Source organism: Streptomyces sp. NPDC088747, assembly GCF_044751025.1.
Taxonomy (GTDB): Bacteria; Actinomycetota; Actinomycetes; order Streptomycetales; family Streptomycetaceae; genus Streptomyces.
Map to the genome: position 1 here is coordinate 450,151 of NZ_JBIVKZ010000002.1, position 22,578 is coordinate 472,728.

Here is a 22,578-nt window from a genome sequence, read left to right on the forward strand (position 1 = left end):
TCAGTACGCAAGCGAGCGGTCGACGGCGTCGAGCACCCGGTCCAGGCCCGGGAGGTACTCGTCCTCCAGGCGCGCGGGCGGATAGGGGACGTGGTAGCCGCCGACCCGGAGGACGGGTGCCTCCAGGTGGTAGAAGCACCGCTCCGTGATGCGGGCGGCGATCTCCGCGCCCGTGCCCAGGAACACCGGCGCCTCGTGCACCACGACCAGGTGGCGGGTCTTCTCCACCGACGCCTGGACGGAGTCGAAGTCGATCGGGGACATCGACCGCAGGTCCAGGACCTCGACCGACTTGCCCTCCTCCTGCGCGGCCGCCGCGGCCTCCAGGCAGACCTTCACCATCGGGCCGTAGGCGACGAGCGTCAGGTCGGTGCCCTCGCGGACCGTCCGCGCCCTGTGCAGCGGTCCGGGGATCGACTCCCTGTTGACCTCGGACTTGTCCCAGTACCGGCGCTTCGGCTCGAAGAAGATCACCGGGTCGTCGCTCTGGATGGCCTGCTGCATCATCCAGTAGGCGTCCGAGGAGTTCGAAGGAGAGACCACCTTCAGACCCGAGACGTGCGCGAACAGTGCCTCGGGAGACTCCGAGTGGTGCTCGACCGCGCCGATCCCGCCGCCGTACGGAATGCGGATCACCACGGGGAGCTTGATCTTGCCCAGCGCCCGCGCGTGCATCTTCGCGAGCTGCGTGACGATCTGGTCGTAGGCGGGGAAGACGAAACCGTCGAACTGGATCTCCACCACCGGGCGGTAGCCGCGCAGCGCGAGACCGATCGCCGTGCCGACGATGCCCGACTCGGCGAGCGGGGTGTCGATCACCCGGTCCTCGCCGAAGTCCTTCTGCAGGCCGTCCGTCACCCGGAACACGCCGCCGAGCTTGCCGACGTCCTCGCCCATGACCAGGACCTTGGGGTCGGTGTCCAGGGCCGTGCGCAGCGATTCGTTGATCGCCTTGGCCAGCGCCATCTTCTCCGCGGTCATGGCTACTTGCCCTCCCCTTCGTCCGCGAACGACGCCTGGTAGGCGGCGAACTGGGCCCTCTCCTCGTCGACGAGCGAGTGCCCGTCCGCGTACGCGTTCTCGAAGATGGCGAAGTGGTCCGGGTCCGGCATGGCACGGACGACCTCGCGTACTCGTCTGCCCAACGCCTCGCTCTCGGCCTCGAGTTCCGCGAAGAATCCCTCGTCCGCGTGGTTTGCGGTCTCCAGGTAGGTGCGCAGGCGCTGGATCGGGTCCTTCGCCTGCCAGGACTCCGTCTCCTCGTCGGCCCGGTACTTGGTCGGGTCGTCGGAGGTGGTGTGGGCGCCCATGCGGTAGGTGAAGGCCTCCACGAGGGTGGGGCCCTCGCCGCGGCGGGCGCGCTCCAGGGCCCACTTGGTGACGGCGAGGCAGGCCAGGACGTCGTTGCCGTCGACGCGGACGCCGGGGAAGCCGTAGCCCTGGGCGCGCTGGTAGAGCGGGACGCGGGTCTGCTTCTCGGTCGGCTCGGAGATCGCCCACTGGTTGTTCTGGCAGAAGAACACCACGGGGGCGTTGTAGACCGCGGAGAAGGTGAACGACTCGGCGACGTCGCCCTGGCTGGAGGCGCCGTCCCCGAAGTAGGCGATCACGGCCGAGTCGGCGCCGTCCTTGGTGATGCCCATGGCGTAGCCGGTGGCGTGCAGCGTCTGGGAGCCGATGACGATCGTGTAGAGGTGGAAGTTGTTGGTGTTCGGGTCCCAGCCGCCGTTGTTCACGCCGCGGAACATGCCGAGCAGGTTGGCCGGGTCGACCCCGCGGCACCAGGCGACGCCGTGCTCGCGGTAGGTCGGGAAGACGTAGTCGTCCTCCCGGGTGGCGCGCCCGGAGCCGATCTGGGCGGCCTCCTGGCCGAGCAGCGACGCCCACAGGCCCAGCTCGCCCTGGCGCTGGAGGGAGGTGGCCTCGGCGTCGAACCGGCGGGTCAGCACCATGTCCCGGTACAGGCCGCGCAGCTCTTCGGGGGTGATGTCGGCGACGTACGGGTCGTAGGTGGCGTCCTTGACCCGCTTGCCCTCGGGCGTCAGCAGCTGGACGAGTTCCGGGTCGGCGCCCGGTGACTTGCCGGTGCCGGCGCGCTTGGCACCGGCGTTCGCGGCGCGTTTCGTACCGGCCGTGCCGGCGCTCGCGGCGCTCTTCGTCCCGGCGCTGCGTCGCGGCTTCTGCGCGGCAGTGCTCTCCACGGTCACGTGTGCTCCTCCGTCGGTCCGGCCCCCGGGGTTGCCGGTAGGCCAGTGCGGCTCGCCTGCTCCAGTACCCGTGCACGGGGTGGGTGCACTCGGCCGGGAACAGGCGTGACAGGTGCCCCGGCGAGCGCCCTGCATCAGCCACGTTACCCAGTGCTTCACAATTCTGTGAAACCCCTCCTGACCTGCGATTTTGCTCGGATTTCCAACTACTTTTCAGTCGGACTTCCAACTACTTCGCGTCGGTCGGGAACAGTCGCTGGTCACAGCACTGGTAACAGCCTTGCAGGGGGCCGGAACACGGGCACGTTATCCCGGTCACCCCAGGCACGGGAAGAGTTCACCCCGGGGCGGGGCCAATGATCGTGTGTGACACTGACAGTGTGCGCGAAAACGGAAAAACCACCGTATTTCTTCTCGACGATCACGAGGTGGTCCGGCGCGGCGTCCACGAGTTGCTCTCCGGCGAGGACGACATCGAGGTGGTCGGCGAGGCCGGCACGGCGGCCGACGCGCTGGCGCGGATTCCGGCCACCCGCCCCGACGTCGCCGTCCTGGACGTACGGCTCCCCGACGGCAGCGGCGTGGAGGTCTGCCGCGAGATCCGCTCCCGCGACGAGACCGTCAAGTGCCTGATGCTGACCTCGTACGCCGATGACGAGGCCCTCTTCGACGCGATCATGGCGGGCGCCTCGGGATACGTCCTCAAGGCGATCCGCGGCGACGAACTGCTCTCCGCCGTGCGTGACGTCGCCGCCGGCAAGTCCCTGCTGGACCCGGAGGCCACCGCCCGCGTCCTGGAGCGGCTGCGCGACGGCGGCAACGCCAAGAGCGAGGACAAGCTCGCGCACCTCACCGACCAGGAGCGCAGGATCCTCGATCTGATCGGCGAGGGGCTCACCAACCGCGCGATCGGCGAACGGCTGCACCTCGCCGAGAAGACGATCAAGAACTACGTGTCGAGTCTGCTGTCCAAGCTGGACATGGAACGCCGGTCCCAGGCGGCGGCGTACGTGGCCCGCCTCCAGGCGGAACGGCAGCGGCGCTAGCCGGCCCCGCCCGCCGCCCTTCAACCGGGACCTATGGCCCCTCTTCAGGGGGCTGGTGGCTCTTCCGCGGGTCTTCCCGGTGTCGCAGATTGGGCGTATGCCCGACGCACAGCCGGCCGACGAACAGCTCGTCGTGGACCTGACCGACGAACAACTCCCCGTGGAACGCAACGACGAACAACTCGCCGTGGAACTGATCGCCCGCACCGACTACGGCCGGGTGGCCACCAGCCTGCACGCCCTGCCCTTCCTCGCCCTCACCCGGCACATCGTGGCCGACGGCCGCGTCCTGCTCCGGATGGCCCGCAACTTCGGCTACCACCAGGCCTGCGCCGGCAGCATCGTCGCCTACGGCACCGACAACCTGAGCTCCGCGCGGCCGGGCGAGGAACTGTGGTCGGTGCAGATCGTGGGCCGGTGCGTGACGGTCGAGCCGACCGGGGCCCAGCTCGAACGCTTCGGCCTCCCGCCGCGACTGGTGGACGGACAGCCCTACGAGCCGGTCTACCTCGGCATCGAGCCGCAACTCCACACCGTGCACGCTATGGACCGTGGCCTGGAACGGCGGTTCCAGCACGTTCTGTGACCGATGTTGCGAGGCGTACGACTGTGTGTGACAAACCCGAGGTCAGAGCCTTTTTCGTGCCCTAGCATCGGCCGCGTGCCGCGCTCTCTCGCACCACCCCCTGTGTCTCACGCGCCCCCTTTGGGCGCCCTCCTCCGCCAGTACGCCGCCGGGTCCGCCCTGACCTGCGACCCCGTCGACCAAGGCCTGCTCAACCGCGGCTACCGGCTGCGCACCACCCGCGGCCGGTACTTCCTCAAGCACCATTTCGACCCCGAGACCGCCGACCCCGCCGCGATCGCCCGCCAGCACCGGGCGACCCAGCGCCTCGCCGACCTCGGCGTCCCGGTCGCCCCGCCGCTGGCCGGTACCGACGGCCGCACCGTCGCGGTCGTCGGCGGCCACGCGTACGCGCTGCACCCGTGGATCGACGGACGGCACCGGCACGGCGGCCAGCTCACCACCGAGCAGTGCGCGCGGCTGGGGGCGCTCCTGGGCGTCGTCCACGCGAGCCTGGAGCAGGTGATGCCGGTCCAGGCAGGCGGTCCGGCGAGACCGCCGGCGGACACCCTGCCGCCCGCTGGCGCCCTGTCGTCCACGGGTGCGCTGTCGTCCACGGGTGCCGTGCCGGCCGCGGGTGCGCTCCCGTCCGCGGGCGCGTTATCGTCCGCGGGTGCCCCGCCGCGCGCCGGTGCGCTGCCGTCCGCCCGTGCCCTACCGTCCGGCGATGCCGCGCCGGTCGATGGTGCCGTACCAGCCGACGGCGCCGACCCCGTCGACACCTTCGCGCTCATCGACCACCTGCTCGCCCGGGTACGCCGCCACCGCCCGACCGACTCCTTCGACGAACTGGCCCGGCACCGGCTCCTGGAGCGGCGCGTCCTGCTGGAACGGCATGCCGACCGGCGCCCGCCGCGAGGCGGTTGCGTGGGCTGGGTGCACGGCGACTTCCACCCCTTCAACCTGCTCTACCGCGACGGCGAACCGGCCGCGATCGTCGACTGGGACCGGCTGGGCGTCCAGCCCCGCGCCGAGGAGGCGGTACGCGCCGCGATGATCTTCTTCGTACGGCCCGTCGGCACCCTCGACCTCACGAAAGTGCGCGCCTACGCGCGCGCGTACCGGCGCACCGCGGGCGCCACCCCCTCCGAACTCGCCGCCGCCGTGCACCGCGTGTGGTGGGAGCGCCTGAACGACTTCTGGATACTGCGCTGGCACTACGAACGCGGCGACACCCGCGCCGATCCCCAGTTCCCCGCGGCGTCGGCGCTGGCCGTGTGGTGGACACGGGAGTACGAGCCGGTGTGCGAGGCGTTCACGCGGTGACACGGCGAAGCCCGGCTCCCCCTTGCTCGGGGGGCCGGGCTTCGTCACGAGCGGCACGCGCGCGTGGGGGCGGTTTTCTCGCCGGTACGCCGGTGAGCCGGTACACCGGCAAGCCGATACGCCCGTACGCCGGTGAGGCGCGGGTCAGCCGCCGGTCACGGCGCCCGTGGTGTCGCCGGTCACGCCACCGGTGTCCGTGGGCTCCTCGGTCACCGGATCCGTGGGCTCCTCGGTGGTCGGCTCGTCCGTCGGTTCCTCGGTGGTCGGCGCGGTCTCGCTCGGCTCGGTCGTGGGCTCGTCCGACGGCTCCGAGCTGTAGCTCGGCGACGGCGTGTACGAGGGCGTGTATCCCGAACCGGAGCCGTTGCTCGTGCCGCTGTCCGTCGAGTCGTCGGTGGCGGTCTCCGAGGGCTCGTCACTGGGGGTCGCGCTGGACTCGCTGTCCTCGGTGGACGACGACGTCGTGGTGGGCGACTGCGTGGTGCCGGCCCCGCCGCCACCGCCACCGGTGTTGTTGAGCGCGAGCGCGACGCCCGCCGCGATGGCGATCACCGCCAGGACCGCGAGGATCCACAGCCTGCCCCGGCCGCCGCTCTTGTTGCCGTGCCCCTCGAAACCGCCGTCGTCCCCGCCGCCGTACCCGCTCGGCAGGATCGGCTGCGGGATCTGCGACGTACCGGAGTCGCCGGGATGCGGAAGCGCCGCCGCGCCGGCGAAGCCGACCGCCGTCGTACGCTGGCCCTGGCCCGTGTCGACCGGCCCGGTGTTCCAGGTGCCGGTGTGGCTGCCCTGGTCGTACAGCATCTGAAGCCCGTACTGGACGAGCCCGCGCATCTCCTCGGCGGTCTGGAACCGGTCGTCCGGCTCCTTCGCGAGTGAGCGCATGACCAGGCCGTCGAGCTCCGGCGGCGCCGCGTCGGAGACCTCGGACGGGGGCACCGGGATGTCCTGGACGTGCTGGTACACGACAGCGAGCGGCGTCTCACCGGTGAACGGGGGCCGCAGCGCGAGGAGTTCGTAGAGCAGGCAGCCCGTCGCGTACAGGTCGGAGCGGTGGTCGACGGCCTTGCCGAGCGCCTGCTCCGGGGAGAGGTACTGCGGGGTGCCCATGACCATGCCGGTCTGGGTCATCGTCGACTGCGCGCCGTGCAGGGCGCGCGCGATGCCGAAGTCCATCACCTTGACCGCGCCGGTCTCCGTGATGATCACGTTGGCCGGCTTGATGTCGCGGTGCACGATGCCGTGCTGGTGCGAGTAGGCGAGCGCCTCAAGGACACCGGAGACGATGATCAGCGCCTGCTCGGGCCCGGGGGCCTCGGCGTTGATCAGCAGGTCGCGGATCGTGTGGCCCTCGACGATCTCCATGACGATGTACGGGACGACGCGGGAGCCGACCACGTCCTCGCCGGAGTCGTACACGGCCACCACGGCATGGTGGTTGAGCCCGGCGACCGACTGTGCCTCGCGGGTGAAACGGGCCTTGGAGACCGGGTCCTCGGCCAGATCCGAGCGGAGCAGTTTGACGGCGACGGTGCGTCCCAGGCGTACGTCCTCGGCCGCGAACACCTCGGCCATACCGCCCCGGCCCAGTCTGTGGGTGAGCCGGTACCGGCCGTCGCCGACCAGGCCGCCGTTGCCCCACAACTCCGGCGCATCTGACATACCGCCGCCAGTCGCCTCGGGGTCGGACGGGCCCTGAGCGCGCTGCTGCTGTGCCATCAGTCCTCGCCGTCGTTTCTGCCCGCGGTCTGCGCGGTGGTTGTCACGGTCTCCGTCGGGCCACGCTACAGGCTCTCGGCAAGGCGCCGGTCCGAGACGGAAGCGGGATGGATCGGCCATCCAACCCGGCCCGGGTACCCGCGTGCAAATTCTGTGTACCGGCCGTACGGCACCTGTAACGCTTCCGCGACGCTTCTTTCGCAGACGGTCACGGAACGGGCACCGAGCTTGACGTGTCAGTGGCCTCGGGCAGACTTGGCCGGGAATGAGCCAATCGATCACCGAACACCGGCTGATCACCGGGGAGATCGCACCGTCGATCACCACAATCGAGTCATCGAGTCACGGACCGCGGGAGCGACCAGCCGCTGCCGCCGCGCCGATGGGGGACGCAGAAGATGAGCCAGGACGGCGCACAGGGCGGCCGGTACGCGGGGCGTGCGGTCGCCGGCGGCCGCTACCAGCTGCGTGACTTGCTCGGCGAGGGCGGCATGGCCTCGGTGCATCTCGCGTACGACTCGGTGCTCGACCGCCAGGTCGCGATCAAGACGCTGCACACCGAGCTCGGCCGCGAGCAGGCCTTCCGCGAGCGGTTCCGCCGCGAGGCCCAGTCGGTGGCGAAACTCACGCACACGAACATCGTCTCGGTCTTCGACACCGGCGAGGACGTCCTGGACGGCATGACGACGCCGTACATCGTCATGGAGTACGTCGAGGGCCGCCCGCTCGGCTCCGTCCTCGACCAGGACATCGCCACCCAGGGCGCCATGCCCGCGGACAAGGCGCTGAGGATCACCGCCGACGTGCTGGCCGCCCTGGAGATCAGCCACGAGATGGGCCTGGTCCACCGGGACATCAAGCCCGGCAACGTGATGATGACGAAGCGGAACGTCGTCAAGGTGATGGACTTCGGCATCGCCCGCGCCATGCAGTCCGGCGTCACCTCGATGACCCAGACCGGCATGGTCGTCGGCACCCCGCAGTACCTCTCGCCCGAGCAGGCCCTCGGCAGAGCGGTGGACGCCAGGTCCGACCTGTACTCCGTCGGCATCATGCTGTTCCAACTCACCACCGGGCGGCTGCCCTTCGAGGCCGACTCGCCGCTGGCCATCGCCTACGCGCACGTCCAGGAGGTGCCGGTCGCACCCTCCTCGGTCAACCGCTCGCTTCCCCCGGCGGTGGACGCGCTGGTCAGCCGGGCGCTGAAGAAAAACCCGAACGAGCGGTTCCCCAGCGCCGAGGCGATGCGCGACGAGTGCCTGCGCGTCGCCCAGTCACTGCACCCCACCGCGCCGAACATCGTGCCGGGTGCCCAGACGCCGAGCGGCGCGGGCGTCTCCTCCGCGGTCTTCCCGCCCGTCGACCAGGCGGCTCCGGCCCCCGGTCCGGTGCAGATGCCCTACCAGCCGGGTCCCTACGGCCCGCCGACCCCCGTGACGGCGTCGCCCCAGACCCCGGCGCCCACCCCGGCCCCGTCGTACGGCTATCCGCAGCAGGGCGGCTATCTGCCGCCGCCGCAGGCCGCGGCGTACTCCCCGCAGCAGGGCGTCTCCACCCCGCCGCCGTACAACCTGACGCCGCAGTACCCGACCCCCCAGCCGGGCGGTGGCGGGGGCCGCAGGAGCGGCAGGGGGGTGGTCGTCGGCTCGATCGTCGTCGCGCTCGTCGCCCTCGGCGGCCTGATCACGGCGATCATGCTCAACGGCGGGTCCGGCGACGACGACAAGGGCGGCAGCGGCGACGCCAGCCGGTCGCCCTCCGTGGTGGCCGGTCACCGGGGTCCGGACACCACGAAGACGATCGAGACGGAGAAGTGCACGGAGCCGGCCGAGTCGTACGACGACGAGACCAAGATCCAGGTCCCGGACTTCTCCTACCTGTACATCAAGTCGGTGAAGTCCTGCTTCCAGGCCGCCGGTTGGCAGATGAAGATCGAGTACGTCGACGAGAACACGTACGGCGAGGGCACGGTCATGGACCAGTTCCCCTCCGAGGGCACGGACGTCGACCCTCGGGACATGCCCCAGATCGAACTGAAGGTGTCCACGGGCAACCCGTCCTGACCCCGGCATGCGAGGGCCCGGCACCTGCGTGCCGGGCCCGTTCCGTTGTGCGGGTTCCGCCGGGGGTTACAGGTACGGGCCGCTCGTGCGCGGGCCCTCTTCCTCCTCGGCGCCGCCGACGCCCGGCGGCAGGGCGCGGCGCATCGACTCCAGCTGAGCCCTCGCCGCCATCTGCTGGGCGAAGAGGGTGGTCTGGATCCCGTGGAAGAGGCCCTCCAGCCAGCCGACCAGCTGCGCCTGCGCGATGCGGAGTTCGGCGTCGGAGGGGATCCCCTCGTCCGTGAACGGAAGGGACAGCCGCTCCAGCTCGTCGACCAGGTCGGGGGCCAGACCGTCCTCCAGCTCCTTCACGGAGCTCGCGTGGATCTCCTTCAGCCGGACGCGGCTCGCCTCGTCCAGAGGGGCCGCGCGCACCTCCTCCAGAAGCTGCTTGATCATGCTGCCGATGCGCATCACCTTGGCGGGCTGTTCCACCATCTCCGTGACCGGGATCTCGCGGGAGTCCTCGTCCCCGGCACCGCCGAGCGCCATTCCGTCCTGGCCCACGACCAGGATCTGGGGGTTCTCCGGCGACCGTTCGTTCCTCGGCATCTCCATGCCACCCATTGTCTCGCACCCGTCCACCGCGGCATCCGTCGGGCCGCCGTCCGCCGGGTCACCCGCAGCGGGGTGACCGGCCGAGATGCCGGGGCAAAGGGGACATGTGAGGCTTGACCCACTGATCATGGACTCCTCACCGGGAGGGGGTCACCGGCGTGACTCCATGGCACCGTGCGCTTGGCGTGGCGGGACTGCTGCCGGCCCTGACCATCGGGGCCGCGGCCCTCTCGTACGCCGCGCCGTACGCCGGATGGCACGCGGCCTCCCCTGCCGCTCCGCAGGCCGTCTCGTACGCCGTTCCGTACGCCCCCGAGCCCGGTGGCGACGCCTCCCGTGCGGGGAGCCATCCGGGTGAGGGCCGTGAGCGACCCGGGCGGAAGGCGGAGGGCGAGGACGCGGCGCCGACGTACACCGATCGCGACCCCGCCGTCCACGACCGCCCGGACCCGGACGCCGCCTCCGAGCCGCCCCGGGAGGCCGCGATCCCCGTACGGCAGAACGTCGTCCGCCCCGGGATCGCCCCGGAACCGGTGCTCCGGATCGTGCCCCTGGGCAGCGGGCTGATACTCATAGGCCTCGGCCTGGGCCTGGCATTCCTCGCCCTGCGCGTCCGGCGCGGCTGACGCGCCGGCACGGGGCCGGGCTTCGTCCGTCCGCTTCCGCCCGACCGGGGCCCCTCCCGCGCCGCGGCCGACGGCTCCCTGCCGGTCCGCGAGCGAAATCCCCGGTCCACGGCTTGAAGCCGCGCGCGGGCGCGGCCCGCAGCCTTCCGGATGCACTGCCGGCAGCCTCGCCGGGCACGGTCAGCACCGCCGCCGGTGCGCGGCGCGAAAGCCCGCAGGGCTGCGGCCGTCAGCCCCGCAGGTGCGACCCGAAGCCCCGCAGGTGCACGACTCGAAGCCCTCGCCGGGGCACGACCTGATGCTGGCACCCCCGCCGGGCACGGTCAGCACCCCGCCGGTGCACGGCTCGAAGCCCACCGCACTACGGCCGACAGCCCTGCAGGTGCGACCCGAAGCCCCGCAGGTGCACGACCTGAAGGGCCTCGCAAAGACACGACTTGAAGCTCGCAGGGCTGCGGCCCGCAGCCTTGCGGCAGCCCCGCCGGGGACGGTCAGCACCGCCGCCAGTGCGCGGCTCGAAGCCCGCAGGGCTGCGGCCGACAACCCCGCAGGCCCCGCCGGGGCACCGCCTGAGACTCGCAGGGCTACGGCCGACAGCCTCGCCGATGCACGGCCCACGGCACCGCCAGGGTTCAGCCAAGGAGCCCTGCCGGTCCGCAGGCGAAACCCCGTCGGTGCTCGGCCCGAAGCCCCGCCGATGCGAGGCGGACAGCACCGCCAGCGCTCGCCCGAGGAGCCCTGCCGGTCCACGGGCGAAACCCGCCGGTGCTCGGCCCGAAGCCCCCGTCGGGCAGCCACCGGCAGCACCGGGCCGGGCCCGGCCCCGGCGTCGACGCAGCCCGCTAGGGAGCGACCAGCAGGACCTTTCCGATGTGGCCGCTCTCCTCCAGCACGCGGTGTGCCTGGGCCGCGTCGTTCATGGGCAGCTCGCGGTCGATCACCGGGCGTACCTGGCCGGCGGCGATCAGCGGCCACACGTGCTCCCGTACGGCTGCGACGATCGCCGCCTTCTCCGCCGTAGGGCGGATACGCAGCGAGGTCGCGGTGACGGCGGCGCGCTTGTTGAGGAGGGTGGCGATGTTCAGCTCGCCCTTGACGCCGCCCTGCATGCCGATGATCGCCAGCCGCCCGTTGACGGCGAGTGCCCTGAGGTTCCGGTCCAGGTACTTGGCGCCCATGTTGTCGAGGATGACGTCGGCACCCGCGCCGTCCGTGGCCCGCTCGATCTCCTCGACGAAGTCCTGCTCGCGGTAGTTGACGAGGATGTCCGCGCCCAGCTCCGCACAGAAGTCGAGCTTCTTCCTGCTGCCCGCCGTGACCGCGGCCCGCGCGCCGACGGCCTTCGCGAGCTGGATCGCCATGGTGCCGATGCCGCTGGAGCCGCCGTGCACGAGCAGGGTCTCGGCGGGGCGCAGGTGGGACACCATGAAGACGTTCGACCAGACGGTGCAGGTCACCTCGGGCAGCGCGGCGGCCTGCCGGAGACCGACGCCCTCGGGCACCGGCAGCAGCTGCCCGGCCGGAACCGCGACTTTCTGCGCGTAGCCGCCGCCCGCGAGCAGCGCGCACACCTCGTCGCCGACCGCCCAGCCCGAGACACCGGGACCGATCTCGACGACACGGCCAGAGCATTCGAGGCCGGGGTAGGGGGACGCGCCGGGCGGCGGGTTGTAGAGGCCCTGCCGTTGCAGCAGATCAGCGCGGTTCACGGCGCTGGCCACCACCTCGACCAGCACTTCGCCGTGACCGGCCACCGGATCCGGGACCTCGTCCCACACCAGCGCCTCGGGCCCACCAGGTTCAGGAATCGTGATCGCGTACATGAGGGGGACGCTACTCCTCGGGGTTATTGAGATGCGCGGATCCTCCAGTAGAGGCACGGTGTAGGCAAAGGGACCGTAAAGTCGGCGGGACGTGGCGGCGGACGGCCACCCGAACGGCGGAGACGGACCACACCGCGAACTGCCCGTGCGGCGGGCGATGAGTTCGCGTCACCGGACCGGTCTCCCTTGCGTAGCCCCCGTACGCGGAAGGACTCCGAGACATGAGCGCACAGAGCGCACCGAGCACACCGGCCTCCGGTCTGGCCATCGAGACCGCAGGTCTGGTCAAGACGTTCGGCGAGACCCGGGCCGTCGACGGCGTCGACCTCGCCGTACCGGCCGGCACGGTCTACGGCGTCCTCGGACCGAACGGCGCCGGCAAGACGACCACCGTGAAGATGCTGGCCACCCTGCTGCGCCCGGACGGCGGCCAGGCGCACGTCTTCGGCCACGACGTCGTACGGGAGGCCGACCAGGTCCGCTCCCGGGTGAGCCTGACCGGCCAGTACGCGTCGGTGGACGAGGACCTGACCGGCAGCGAGAACCTGGTGCTGCTCGGCCGCCTCCTCGGCCACCACAAGCGCGCCGCCGGCATCCGTGCCGCCCAGCTCCTGGAGGCCTTCGGACTGAGCGAGGCGGCGGGCAAGCAGGTCAAGCACTACTCGGGCGGCATGCGGCGCCGTATCGACATCGCCGCCTCCATCCTCAACACCCCCGACCTGCTCTTCCTCGACGAGCCGACCACCGGCCTCGACCCGCGCAGCCGCAACCAGGTGTGGGACATCGTCCGCGCGGTCGTCGCCCAGGGCACCACCGTGCTGCTCACCACGCAGTACCTGGACGAGGCGGACCAACTGGCGTCCCGGGTCGCGGTGATCGACAAGGGCAAGGTGATCGCGGAGGGGACGAAGGGCGAGCTGAAGGCGTCCGTCGGCGCCGGTTCCGTACATCTGCGGCTGCGCGATCCGGCGCAGCGCCCGCAGGCGCGGGAGATCCTGCGCATCACCCTCGATGCCGAGGTCCAGCTGGAACCGGACCCGGTGGCGCTGACGGCCCGGGTCGGTGGCGGCGCCGCCAACGGCCGGGGCGCGGCGGAGCAGGCGGCGCGCGCACTCGCCGAACTGGCCCGCACCGGCGTGGTGGTCGACAACTTCTCGCTGGGCCAGCCCAGCCTGGACGAGGTCTTCCTCGCCCTCACCGGCCATGTGACCGAGCCCGAGGCTCCCGCGGCCGACGACACGATGGACAAGGAGGCGGCGGTATGAGCACCGCGACGACCACCGCGAGCCAGGATCTCGCCCCCGTCAGCGCCGAGTCGCTGGCCGAACTCCTCATCAGCAAGGAGCGTCCGCCGCGGCCCAGTGCCCTGTCGGCGTCGCTGACCTTCGGCTGGCGGGCGATCCTCAAGATCAAGCACGTGCCGGAGCAGCTCTTCGACGTCACGGCGTTCCCGATCATGATGGTGCTGATGTACACGTACCTCTTCGGCGGTGCGCTGGCCGGCTCGCCGAAGGAGTACATCCAGTTCCTGCTGCCGGGCATCCTGGTGATGTCGGTCGTGATGATCACGATGTACACGGGTGTCTCGGTCAACACGGACATCGAGAAGGGCGTCTTCGACCGCTTCCGCACGCTGCCGATCTGGCGGCCGTCGGTGATGGTCGGCTATCTCCTCGGCGACGCCCTGCGCTACACGATGGCGTCGGTGGTGATGCTCGTCGTCGGCGTCATCCTCGGCTACCGCCCGGACGGCGGCGTGCTGGGCGTACTCGCCGGCATCGTGCTGCTGCTGGTCTTCTCGTTCGCGTTCTCGTGGATCTGGACCATGTTCGGACTGCTGCTGCGCACCGAGAAGTCGGTGATGGGCGTCAGCATGATGGTGATCTTCCCGCTGACCTTCCTCTCGAACGTCTTCGTCGACCCGAAGACGATGCCCGGCTGGCTTCAGGCCTTCGTCAACAACAGCCCCATCACCCACGTGTCCTCGGCGGTCCGCGGCCTGATGGCGGGCGACTGGCCGACCGCCGAGGTCGCCTGGTCGCTGGGCTGGGCGGGCCTGCTCATCCTGGTCTTCGGCCCGATCACGATGCGGCTCTACAACCGCAAGTGACCCTGCACGAGCGCTAGAGCCTGTGCTGGTCCATGCGCATGCGCTTGACGTCGGGTGCCACCTGGGTGCCCGGCGTCATCCGCGCGATGGTGATCAGCCGGTCCGTCAACTGGAGCGTCCCGACGGCCGGATCGTCGTATCCGAGCACCCGATGCCCGCGTACGACACTGACGACCAGGTCTTCCGTCTCCCGTACGCCCTTGCCCACCTCGGCCTTGACGACCGGCCGCTCCACGATGTCGAGCCCGCTGCCCTGCTGGATGAGGTCCTCCATGACCATGCCCGCGGCGGGGCTGAGGACGGAGAGCCCGAGCAGCCGTCCGGCCGCGCTGGCGCTGGTGATCACGGCATCGGCGCCGGACTGGCGCAGCAGCGGCGCGTTCTCCTCCTCCCGCACGGCGGCGACGATCTTCGCCCCGCTGTTGAGCTGCCGCGCGGTCAGCGTGACCAGCACGGCGGTGTCGTCCCGCTGCGTGGCGATGATGATCTGCCGCGCCTTGCGCACCTCGGCCCGGTCCAGCACCTCACTGCGCGTCGCGTCACCGACGACTCCCGCGTACCCCTCGGCCGTGGCCGCGTCGACCACCTTGGAGCTGGGGTCGACCACCACGACCTGCTCCTTCTTCAGCCCGGTCGCGCAGACGGTCTCTATGGCCGACCGCCCCTTGGTACCGAAGCCGACAACAACGGTGTGATCTCGCAAGGCCGCCCTCCAGCGGTTCTGCCGCCATTCCTCGCGGGTGCGTTCCGTGAGGACTTCGAGTGTGGTGCCGACCAGGATGATCAGGAACAGCACGCGCAGCGGTGTGATGAGGAAGATGTTGGTGAGCCGGGCGCCGTCGCTGACCGGGGTGATGTCGCCGTATCCGGTGGTGGAGAGGGTGACGGTCGCGTAGTAGAACGCGTCGAGCAGGTCGACGGAGCCGTCGGAGTTGTCGGTGTAGCCGTCACGGTCCGCCCAGACGATGAACGCCGTGGCCGCGAGCACCAGCAGCGCTATCGCCACCCGCTTGCCGACCTGGCGGATCGGACGCTCCACGAAGTCCCTCGGGAGTTTCACCCGATGGGTCATCAGGTGCTCGTCCGCCTGGCGGGCCATCGCGTCGTGGCCCGGTAGTTTCACGTGAAACACACCCCGATTCCTGCTACCGCCCAAGGCAGGTCGAGGAGTTCGAGCTCCTGACCCGCACGTGCTCCGCCCGGTGGTACGACCGCGAGGGCGTCCGCCGCCGCGATGCCACGCAGCATCGCAGGTCCGTTGTAGTGCAGCGGCACCGCCCGGTCGGCCCGCAGCACGACGGGGACGAGCCGGGTGTCGTACGGGTGCCCCTGCACGGCTTCCCTGAGAGGCAGCGTGTACGACTCCGCCGCCGCGCGTCCGGCGAGGACGCGCAGCAGGGGTTCGGCGAGCGTGAGCAGCCCGGAGACGGCCGCCAGGGGGTTGCCCGGCAGGCCGACGAGGTACTGGTCCGGCCGGGTGCGCGCCAGGAGCATGGGGTGCCCCGGGCGCACCATGACGCCGTCGATGAGGAGTTCGGCGCCGATGCGTTCCAGGATGGGATGGACGTGGTCGACGGGACCGGAGGCCGTGCCGCCGGTGGTGACGATCAGGTCGGCCTTGGAACCGGAGATGGCCCGCTCCAGGGCCTTGGCGTCGTCACCGAGCCTGCGGACCGCGACGACCTCGGCGCCGAGCGCGCGCAGCCACGGCGGCAGCATCGGCCCGAGAGCGTCCCGGATCAGCCCTTCCTTGGGCAGCCCCTCGGTGAGCAACTCGTCGCCCAGCACGAGGACTTCGACGCGTGGCCGGGGAACGACGGCGAGGGTGTCGTACCCGGCCGCCGCGGCGAGCCCCAGCACGGCGGGCGTGACCAGCGTGCCGACCGGCAGGAGTTGGTCGCCGCTGCGGCACTCCTGACCGCGCGGGCGGATGTCCTGTCCGTGCACGACGTCGGGCGCGACCCCGCCCCGCGCGGAACCGGAGGCCTGGGGGAGAGCGGCGTGCAGCCGTCCCTTGTCGTCACCGCGCCCGTGCTCACTGCGCAGCACGGCGGTGGCGTCCTGCGGGACGCGCGCCCCGGTGGCGATCCGTACCGCCTCGCCGTCGGAGAGCGCCGCGGGCTGCGCGTGGCCAGCGAGCACCCCTTCCTCGCGCACGTCCCAGGGTCCGGGCCCGGCGACCGCCCAGCCGTCCATCGCCGACGTGTCGAACGGCGGTAGGTCCGTCAGCGCGGTGAGGGGGGCGGCGATGACCAGGCCGAGGGAGGCGTCCAGCGGTACGGACACCGGGGTGCGGCGAGGGAGGGAGCGGGCGGCCCGCTCCGCGGTGATGCAGGCCTCGGGCCAGGGGGTGGCCCTGTGGCGGGCGTCGTGGCCGCCACCGCTGTGGTCCGCCCGGCCACGAGCGCTGTCCGCGGGGCCACCGCCGTGGTCTCCGTGGCCGCTCCGGGAGGCGGGCGCGAGGGGTTCACCCGGCGGGGGCACAGCGGCGGAGGGCCTACGGGTGCCTCGGTCGGCGCTGTCGCCGGCTCCCGGCTCGGCCGAAGCCCGCGCGCTGCCTTCCCTGACCAGCGCCAGCGCCTCCTCCACGGCCAGGTCGTCGAGGTCGCCTGTGCCCTGGCCCTCGCGGGTGCCGCGCGCGGCGGTCATCCGGCGTCCGGCCGGGCGCCGGGACCCGCGCCGGTTCCGTCCGCGGGACCCGTCCCCGGCTCGGCCTCGGCGGCACCCTCGTCGGCGTCCTCGTCGGCCCAGCGGAGCGCCAGCGCGGCGGCCTTGCGTGCGGCTTCGGCCACCGCCTCGGGGCCTCCCCCGGCTCGCGCGGCCGCGTACCCCACGAGGAACGTGGTCAGCGGCGCGGCGGGCCTGGCCACCCCGTGCGCGGCGTCACGAGCCAGGTCGAGCAGGGCGCCGGTGTCGACGTCCAGGTCGATGCCCAGTTCGTCCTTGACTGCGGAAATCCATTCATCCAACACGTGCCCATGCTCCCTGATACGTGCTCGGGCGGCGGCGATGTCGTCCCAGGTGTCGCAGTCGAAGGACGCGACGGGGTCGGAGATTCGGATGAGGTCGAGCGCGGCGACGAGTTTCCGGAGCGGCAGCCCGCCAAGACCGCCGCCCGCGACGGATCCGCCATCGGACGCACCCCCGGCGAGCGAGTCCAACTCCCGGCGCAACGCCCGCACCCGGTACACCGCCACAAGCGGCTGATCCCTGCCCTCGGAATCGACGAGCAGGACACCGTCGGGACGGGTCGGCGAGCCCACGAGGCCGACTTGGCGGACGTCCACGGGGGCGGCGGCGCTTGGGACTTGTCCTGCATCAGCCGGAGCGGCGGTATTCGGGGTCCGTCCGGCATCCGCCGGTGCGGCGGTGTCCGGAATGGGCCCGGTACTCGCCGGAGCGGCGACGCCCGGAATTTGTCCGGCACCCGCCGGACTGACCGCGCCCGGCTCCCGTCCAGCGTCCACCGGGGCGGCGGTGCTGGGGATCCGTCCGGCATCCACCGGGGCGGCGCCCGGCATCTGTCCAGCATCCGCCGGGGCGGCGATGTTCGGGACCGGCCCGGCACCGGCCGGACCGGCGGTGCTCTCCTGAAGGGCTCGCGTCAGTCGTCCCACCGTCCCGGCTTCCAGGAACGGCAGGTCGGCGGAGAGCACGACGACGTACTCCGCGGTGGTGTGCCGGAGCCCGGCATCGAGCGCGGCGACCGGGCCTCCGCCGGGAGGGTCCTCCCGGGCCCACAGGACGGGGCGAGCCGTCGGCCGGGGGTTGGCCACCACCACCGTGGTGGCGGCGTCGGCGCAGGCGGCGAGCACCCGGTCGAGCAGTGCCCGGCCCCCCACCCGCACCGCGGGTTTGTCCACCCCGCCGAGCCGCCGGGCGGCTCCTCCGGCGAGCACGACGGCGTCGTACGGAAGAAGGGCGCCGGGGTCGCCCGATGCCTCGTACGCGTTCATCCCCCGAGTATGGGTGTCCGAAGGATCATTGCCACCCCCTGAGCGGCATGTGGACAGGAGCGGTCACAAGGTCCGCAGCAGCACCGCCGGCTGTTCCACACAGTCCGCCACATAGCGCAGGAATCCGCCCGCCGTGCCGCCGTCGCACACCCGGTGGTCGAAGGTGAGCGAGAGCTGCACGACCTGCCGCACCGCCAGCTCGCCCTGGTGCACCCAGGGTTTGGGAACGATCCGGCCGACGCCGAGCATGGCCGCCTCGGGGTGGTTGATGATCGGCGTGGAGCCGTCGACCCCGAACACCCCGTAGTTGTTCAACGTGAAGGTGCCGCCGGTGAGTTCCCTCGGTGTCAGCGTCCCGGTCCGCGCGGCCTCGGTCAGCCGCGCGAACTCCGCGCTGAGCGACTCCGTGTCGCGGCCGTGCGCGTCCCGTACGACGGGGACGACGAGGCCGCGCTCGGTCTGGGCCGCGAACCCCAGGTGCACCTGGTCGAGTTGGACCACCTCGCGGGCTTCCATGTCGACCGTCGAGTTCAGCTCCGGGTAGCGGGCCAGCGCGGCGGTGCAGATCCGGGCGAGCAGGGCGATGAGGGAGATCTTCGGGCCGCCCGCGGCGTTCATCCGCGCGCGTGCCTCCATGAGTTCGGTGGCGTCGGCGTCCACCCAGCAGGTCGCGTCGGGGATCTCCCGACGGCTGCGGGAGAGCTTGTCGGCGACGGTGCCCCGGATGCCGCGCAGGGGAACGCGGGTGCCTTGGGTCGCGGCGGCGCTCCGTCCGGTCGCCGGCTGTTGCCCGGACCTGGACAGAGGTGCCCCGAGGGGGGCGACGGGGCCGTGCCCGGCGACCGGGAGGGGTTCCGCGGTGGCGGGTGTCCGGGCGTGACCGGTCGCCGCCGCCCGCAGCGCGTACTCGACGTCCGCCCGCAGGATCAGCCCGTCGGGCCCCGAACCCTCCAACTCGCGCAGATCCACGCCGTTCTCCCGCGCGAGCCGCCGTACGAGCGGAGAGATGACCGGCACGGGGCCGTCCCCGCGCGCGACCGCGCCGCGGTGATCGCCGTTGACCAGGTGCCGGGTTTCCGTCCCCGGACCGTGCGGGGCCTCGGAGACCGCGTGGTCCCCGACGCCGGAACGCGAGGCGGAGCCGACACCGGTCCGGGTGAACCCACGCTCCCCCTCCGGGGCGAACGCGACACCGTCGGTCTCACTTCCCGAGCCCGTGGAAGCCCCCGGCCCGCGCGTGGCCGACGTGTTCGTCGTACCCGTTGTGTTCGTCGTACCCGTTGTGTTCGTCGTACCCCGTGTGCCCGTCGTACCCGTGATGCCCGTCGTGCCGGAGGGCCGGACCCTCCCGCGCCGTGCCGGAGGCGCTCCCGTGCCGTACCCCACCAGCACGTTCCCGGATCCCTCGTCGCTCTCCCCGTCGGCGGAGGCGCCCACGGCGACCGTCAGCAGGGGCGCGCCCACGGGCAGTTCCGCACCCTCCTCGCCGAACCGGGCGGTGACCACACCCCCGTACGGGCAGGGGACGTCGACCATCGCCTTGGCGGTCTCGACCTCGACGACGAGCTGGTCCACGGCGACGACCTCGCCGACCTCGACCAGCCACCGGACGATCAACGCCTCGGTGAGTCCCTCCCCGAGGTCGGGAAGCCTGAACTCCAACACTTGGGCCATCAGCTGTCCGCCTCCCATTGCAGACGCCCCACGGCGTCCAGGATCCGGTCGACGCCAGGCAGGTGGTGCCGCTCCAGCATCGGCGGCGGATACGGGATGTCGAACCCGGCCACCCGCAGCACCGGCGCCTCCAGGTGGTGGAAGCAGCGCTCGGTGATCCGCGCGGCGATCTCCCCGCCCGGTCCGCCATACCCACCCGACTCGTGTACGACGACCGCACGCCCGGTCCGCCGCACCGAGGCCGACACCGTCTCGTCGTCGAACGGCACCAGGGAGCGCAGGTCGACGACTTCGAGGTCCCAGCCCTCGTCCCGCGCCGCCTCGGCGGCTTCGAGGCAGACGGGCACGGACGGCCCGTACGTGACGAGTGTGGCGCTCCGGCCGGAACGCCGCACCATCGCGCGGCCTATCGGTTGAACGGCCGGCGGCTCGTCCGGGTTCCAGGAATCCTTCGACCAGTACAGCCGCTTGGGCTCCAGGAAGACGACCGGGTCGTCGGAGGCGATGGCGGCGCGCAGCAGGCCGTAGGAGTCCGCGACCGTCGCGGGCGTCACGACATGGAGCCCCGGAGTCGCCATGTAGTACGCCTCGGAGGAGTCGCTGTGGTGCTCGACGCCGCCGATGCCGCCTCCGTACGGGACACGGATGGTGATCGGCATCGGCATCGCGCCGCGCGTGCGGTTGCGCATCCGGGCGACATGGCTGATGAGCTGCTCGAACGCCGGGTAGGCGAACGCGTCGAACTGCATCTCCACGACCGGCCGCAGCCCGTACATGGCCATGCCGACGGCCGTGCCGAGGATGCCCGCCTCGGCCAGCGGTGTGTCCGTGCAGCGGTCCTCGCCGAACTCCGCGGCGAGCCCGTCGGTGACCCGGAAGACGCCGCCCAGGGTGCCGACGTCCTCGCCCATCACGTGGACGGCCGGGTCGGCGGCCATGGCGTCGCGCAGCGCGCGCCCGAGGGCCTGCGCCATGGTGGCGGGTTTCAGGGCAACGGTCGTCATCGCCCGGCTCCTTCCGGGCCGTGCGTCCCGGCCGGGCCGTGGGCCTCGGCCGCCAGCTCGGCGCGCAGTTGCGCCTCCTGCTCGCGCAGTTGCGGGGTGGGCTCGCTGTACACGTGGGCGAACAGGTCCATGGGGTCGAGCACCGGGTCCTGGTTCATGCGCTCGCGCAGGTCCGCGGCCATCGTCTCGGCGTCCTCGCGCACCGCCGCCATCCGGTCCTCGTCGAGCAGCCCGCGCTCGGTCATCTCGCGCTCCAGGAGCGCGATCGGGTCGTGCGCGCGCCAGGTCTCGACCTCGGAGTCGACCCGGTAGCGGGTGGCGTCGTCGGCGTTGGTGTGGGCGTCCACGCGGTACGTCACCGCCTCGACGAGCGTCGGACCGCCCCCCGCGCGCGCGTGCCGCACGGCCTCGCTCAGCACCTCGTGCACGGCCGCCGCGTCGTTGCCGTCCACCAGACGGCCCGGCATCCCGTAGCCGACGGCCTTGTGGGCCAGCGAGGGGGCGGCGGTCTGCTTGGCGAGCGGTACGGAGATGGCGAAGCCGTTGTTCTGGACCAGGAAGACGACCGGGGCCTGCCAGACGGCGGCGAAGTTCAGTGCCTCGTGGAAGTCGCCCTCGCTGGTGCCGCCGTCGCCGACCATCGCCAGCGCGACCACGTCGTCGCCCTTGAGGCGGGCGGCGTGCGCGAGGCCCACCGCGTGCGGGAGCTGGGTCGCGAGCGGCGTGCACAGGGGCGCCACGCGGTGCTCACGGGGGTCGTAGCCGGTGTGCCAGTCGCCGCGCAGCAGGGTGAGAGCCATGACCGGGTCCAGGCCGCGGGCGACGGCCGCGAGGGTGTCCCGGTAGCTGGGGAAGAGCCAGTCGCGGTCCTCCAGGACGAGCGCGGCGGCCACCTCGCAGGCCTCCTGGCCCGTGCTGGACGGGTACACGGCGAGGCGGCCCTGCTTGGTGAGGGCGGTGGCCTGCGTGTTGTAGCGGCGCCCGCGCACCAGTTCCGCGTACAGGCGGTGCAGCAGGGCGGGGTCGGCCTGGGCGGCCGCCTCGGTGCCGAGCACGCGGTGGGGCAGCGCGTCGGGCAGCAGCGGAGTGGGGTCGGTTCGGGGCTGCCAGGCGGGCGGCGGCGTTGGCCGGTAGGCCCCTCGCTGCTCCATGACGGTCATGACGGCACCTCCTCGTGGGAGACGGCTTCAGACGCGTCACGGATGTGACGCGCCGCACCTACCGATTGTTCGGTCGTCGACACATTTTGGCTACGGGCACCGTCAAGCTGTGGACAAACGGTTCTGCACATCCTGAAATGGACGCAGTACGTCCATGGTACGGAGGCGGGGGGACATGGCACCTGAACAAATGGCCGAGCCGCCGGAGGCCGGCCCCGCCCTGCCGCCGGCCCGCCCGCTCGACGCCATAGACCAGGACATCCTCCAGATGCTCCAGGCGGACGGCCGCGCCTCGATACGTTCCGTGGCCGAACGCGTCCACGTGTCGCGGGCCAACGCCTACGCGCGCATCAACCGCCTCATCGAGGACGGCGTGATCCGCGGCTTCGGGGCCCGCGTGGACCACGAACGCGCCGGTCAGGGCACCTCGGCGTACGTCACCCTGAAGATCGTGCAAAATTCGTGGCGAACCGTCCGCGAACAACTGAGGGTGCTCCCCGGGGCATCCCACATCGCCCTGGTGGGCGGCGATTTCGACGTCCTTCTCCTGGTGCACACCTCGGACAACAAGGCCCTGCGCGAACTGGTCCTTACCCGCCTCCAGGCCATCCCCGAGGTACTCAGCACCCGGACCCTGCTGGTGTTCGAGGAGGAGGACCTGGAACCGCAGAGCTGACCTCGTGGGCGACGGGTTGCCCCGCG

Annotated in this window: 19 protein-coding genes and 1 pseudogene; 8 read left to right on the forward strand and 12 right to left on the reverse strand. The window is 71.8% G+C overall.

All coding sequences use genetic code 11. The features are described from left to right. Positions 1-981, reverse strand: a complete 981-nt coding sequence (locus ACIP79_RS06510) for an alpha-ketoacid dehydrogenase subunit beta (protein WP_401220126.1) — start codon at positions 979-981, stop codon at positions 1-3. A gap of 2 nt (positions 982-983) precedes the next feature. Continuing rightward, on the reverse strand, positions 984-2,207 hold the full coding sequence (gene pdhA / locus ACIP79_RS06515) for a pyruvate dehydrogenase (acetyl-transferring) E1 component subunit alpha (RefSeq protein WP_401220129.1): 1,224 nt from the start codon (positions 2,205-2,207) through the stop codon (positions 984-986). A 380-nt stretch (positions 2,208-2,587) separates the two neighbouring features. Here pdhA (ACIP79_RS06515) and ACIP79_RS06520 point away from each other — a divergent pair, with 380 nt between their 5' ends. The 3 genes from ACIP79_RS06520 (at position 2,588) to ACIP79_RS06530 (ending at position 5,144) form a co-directional block, all read left to right on the forward strand. Continuing rightward, on the forward strand, positions 2,588-3,253 hold the full coding sequence (locus ACIP79_RS06520) for a response regulator (protein WP_401220131.1): 666 nt from the start codon (positions 2,588-2,590) through the stop codon (positions 3,251-3,253). Between the two features lie 97 nt (positions 3,254-3,350). Continuing rightward, positions 3,351-3,839, forward strand: a complete 489-nt coding sequence (locus ACIP79_RS06525; protein WP_401220134.1) for a pyridoxamine 5'-phosphate oxidase family protein — start codon at positions 3,351-3,353, stop codon at positions 3,837-3,839. Between the two features lie 102 nt (positions 3,840-3,941). Continuing rightward, positions 3,942-5,144: a phosphotransferase gene (locus ACIP79_RS06530; RefSeq protein WP_401220914.1), complete on the forward strand. Its 1,203-nt coding sequence runs from the start codon at positions 3,942-3,944 to the stop codon at positions 5,142-5,144. A gap of 144 nt (positions 5,145-5,288) precedes the next feature. Here the strand turns inward: ACIP79_RS06530 and ACIP79_RS06535 are convergent, their stop codons facing one another. Beyond that, positions 5,289-6,863, reverse strand: a complete 1,575-nt coding sequence (locus ACIP79_RS06535; RefSeq protein ID WP_401220137.1) for a protein kinase — start codon at positions 6,861-6,863, stop codon at positions 5,289-5,291. 398 nt (positions 6,864-7,261) lie between these two features. Between ACIP79_RS06535 and ACIP79_RS06540 the strand changes: the two genes are divergently transcribed. After that, positions 7,262-8,926: a protein kinase gene (locus ACIP79_RS06540; RefSeq protein WP_401220140.1), complete on the forward strand. Its 1,665-nt coding sequence runs from the start codon at positions 7,262-7,264 to the stop codon at positions 8,924-8,926. Positions 8,927-8,992: 66 nt separating this feature from the next. On the opposite strand, the gene ACIP79_RS06545 is transcribed toward ACIP79_RS06540, so the two are convergent. Next, positions 8,993-9,523 (reverse strand): bacterial proteasome activator family protein, encoded by a 531-nt coding sequence (locus ACIP79_RS06545; RefSeq protein ID WP_401220143.1) that lies wholly within the window; start codon positions 9,521-9,523, stop codon positions 8,993-8,995. Positions 9,524-9,708: 185 nt separating this feature from the next. Between ACIP79_RS06545 and ACIP79_RS06550 the strand changes: the two genes are divergently transcribed. Further along, on the forward strand, positions 9,709-10,149 hold the full coding sequence (locus ACIP79_RS06550) for a hypothetical protein (RefSeq protein WP_401220145.1): 441 nt from the start codon (positions 9,709-9,711) through the stop codon (positions 10,147-10,149). An 842-nt stretch (positions 10,150-10,991) separates the two neighbouring features. On the opposite strand, the gene ACIP79_RS06555 is transcribed toward ACIP79_RS06550, so the two are convergent. Beyond that, positions 10,992-11,972, reverse strand: coding sequence for an NAD(P)H-quinone oxidoreductase (locus ACIP79_RS06555; RefSeq protein WP_401220148.1), 981 nt, complete (start codon positions 11,970-11,972; stop codon positions 10,992-10,994). 221 nt (positions 11,973-12,193) lie between these two features. Here ACIP79_RS06555 and ACIP79_RS06560 point away from each other — a divergent pair, with 221 nt between their 5' ends. Then, on the forward strand, positions 12,194-13,237 hold the full coding sequence (locus ACIP79_RS06560) for an ATP-binding cassette domain-containing protein (protein ID WP_401220151.1): 1,044 nt from the start codon (positions 12,194-12,196) through the stop codon (positions 13,235-13,237). After that, a complete protein-coding gene (locus tag ACIP79_RS06565; RefSeq protein WP_401220154.1) occupies positions 13,234-14,082 on the forward strand; it encodes an ABC transporter permease in 849 nt (282 codons plus the stop codon). Before ACIP79_RS06560 ends, ACIP79_RS06565 begins: the two co-directional genes overlap by 4 nt. A 13-nt stretch (positions 14,083-14,095) precedes the next feature. On the opposite strand, the gene ACIP79_RS06570 is transcribed toward ACIP79_RS06565, so the two are convergent. The 7 genes and pseudogenes from ACIP79_RS06570 to pdhA (ACIP79_RS06600) form a co-directional block, all read right to left on the reverse strand. Next, entirely contained in the window at positions 14,096-15,214 is a 1,119-nt protein-coding gene (locus ACIP79_RS06570; protein ID WP_401220157.1) for a potassium channel family protein, read from the reverse strand. Next, positions 15,202-16,731: a molybdopterin molybdotransferase MoeA gene (locus ACIP79_RS06575; protein ID WP_401220160.1), complete on the reverse strand. Its 1,530-nt coding sequence runs from the start codon at positions 16,729-16,731 to the stop codon at positions 15,202-15,204. The genes ACIP79_RS06570 and ACIP79_RS06575 overlap by 13 nt, the downstream gene beginning before the upstream one ends. Continuing rightward, a complete protein-coding gene (locus ACIP79_RS06580) occupies positions 16,728-17,603 on the reverse strand; it encodes a DUF6457 domain-containing protein (RefSeq protein WP_401220917.1) in 876 nt (291 codons plus the stop codon). The genes ACIP79_RS06575 and ACIP79_RS06580 overlap by 4 nt, the downstream gene beginning before the upstream one ends. A gap of 69 nt (positions 17,604-17,672) precedes the next feature. Next, positions 17,673-18,038: pseudogene (locus tag ACIP79_RS06585) on the reverse strand (molybdenum cofactor guanylyltransferase); the annotation flags it as partial. A 63-nt stretch (positions 18,039-18,101) separates the two neighbouring features. Next, positions 18,102-19,712 carry a dihydrolipoamide acetyltransferase family protein gene (locus ACIP79_RS06590; RefSeq protein ID WP_401220163.1) on the reverse strand — a complete coding sequence of 537 codons (1,611 nt, stop codon included), beginning with the start codon at positions 19,710-19,712 and terminating at the stop codon, positions 18,102-18,104. Continuing rightward, complete coding sequence (locus ACIP79_RS06595; RefSeq protein WP_383678872.1) at positions 19,712-20,716, reverse strand: alpha-ketoacid dehydrogenase subunit beta; 1,005 nt, start codon at positions 20,714-20,716, stop codon at positions 19,712-19,714. Before ACIP79_RS06595 ends, ACIP79_RS06590 begins: the two co-directional genes overlap by 1 nt. Continuing rightward, a complete protein-coding gene (pdhA, locus tag ACIP79_RS06600; protein WP_401220167.1) occupies positions 20,713-21,876 on the reverse strand; it encodes a pyruvate dehydrogenase (acetyl-transferring) E1 component subunit alpha in 1,164 nt (387 codons plus the stop codon). The genes ACIP79_RS06595 and pdhA (ACIP79_RS06600) overlap by 4 nt, the downstream gene beginning before the upstream one ends. Positions 21,877-22,066: 190 nt before the next feature. Here pdhA (ACIP79_RS06600) and ACIP79_RS06605 point away from each other — a divergent pair, with 190 nt between their 5' ends. Beyond that, complete coding sequence (locus ACIP79_RS06605; protein ID WP_383678985.1) at positions 22,067-22,552, forward strand: Lrp/AsnC family transcriptional regulator; 486 nt, start codon at positions 22,067-22,069, stop codon at positions 22,550-22,552. Positions 22,553-22,578 lie beyond the last annotated feature (26 nt).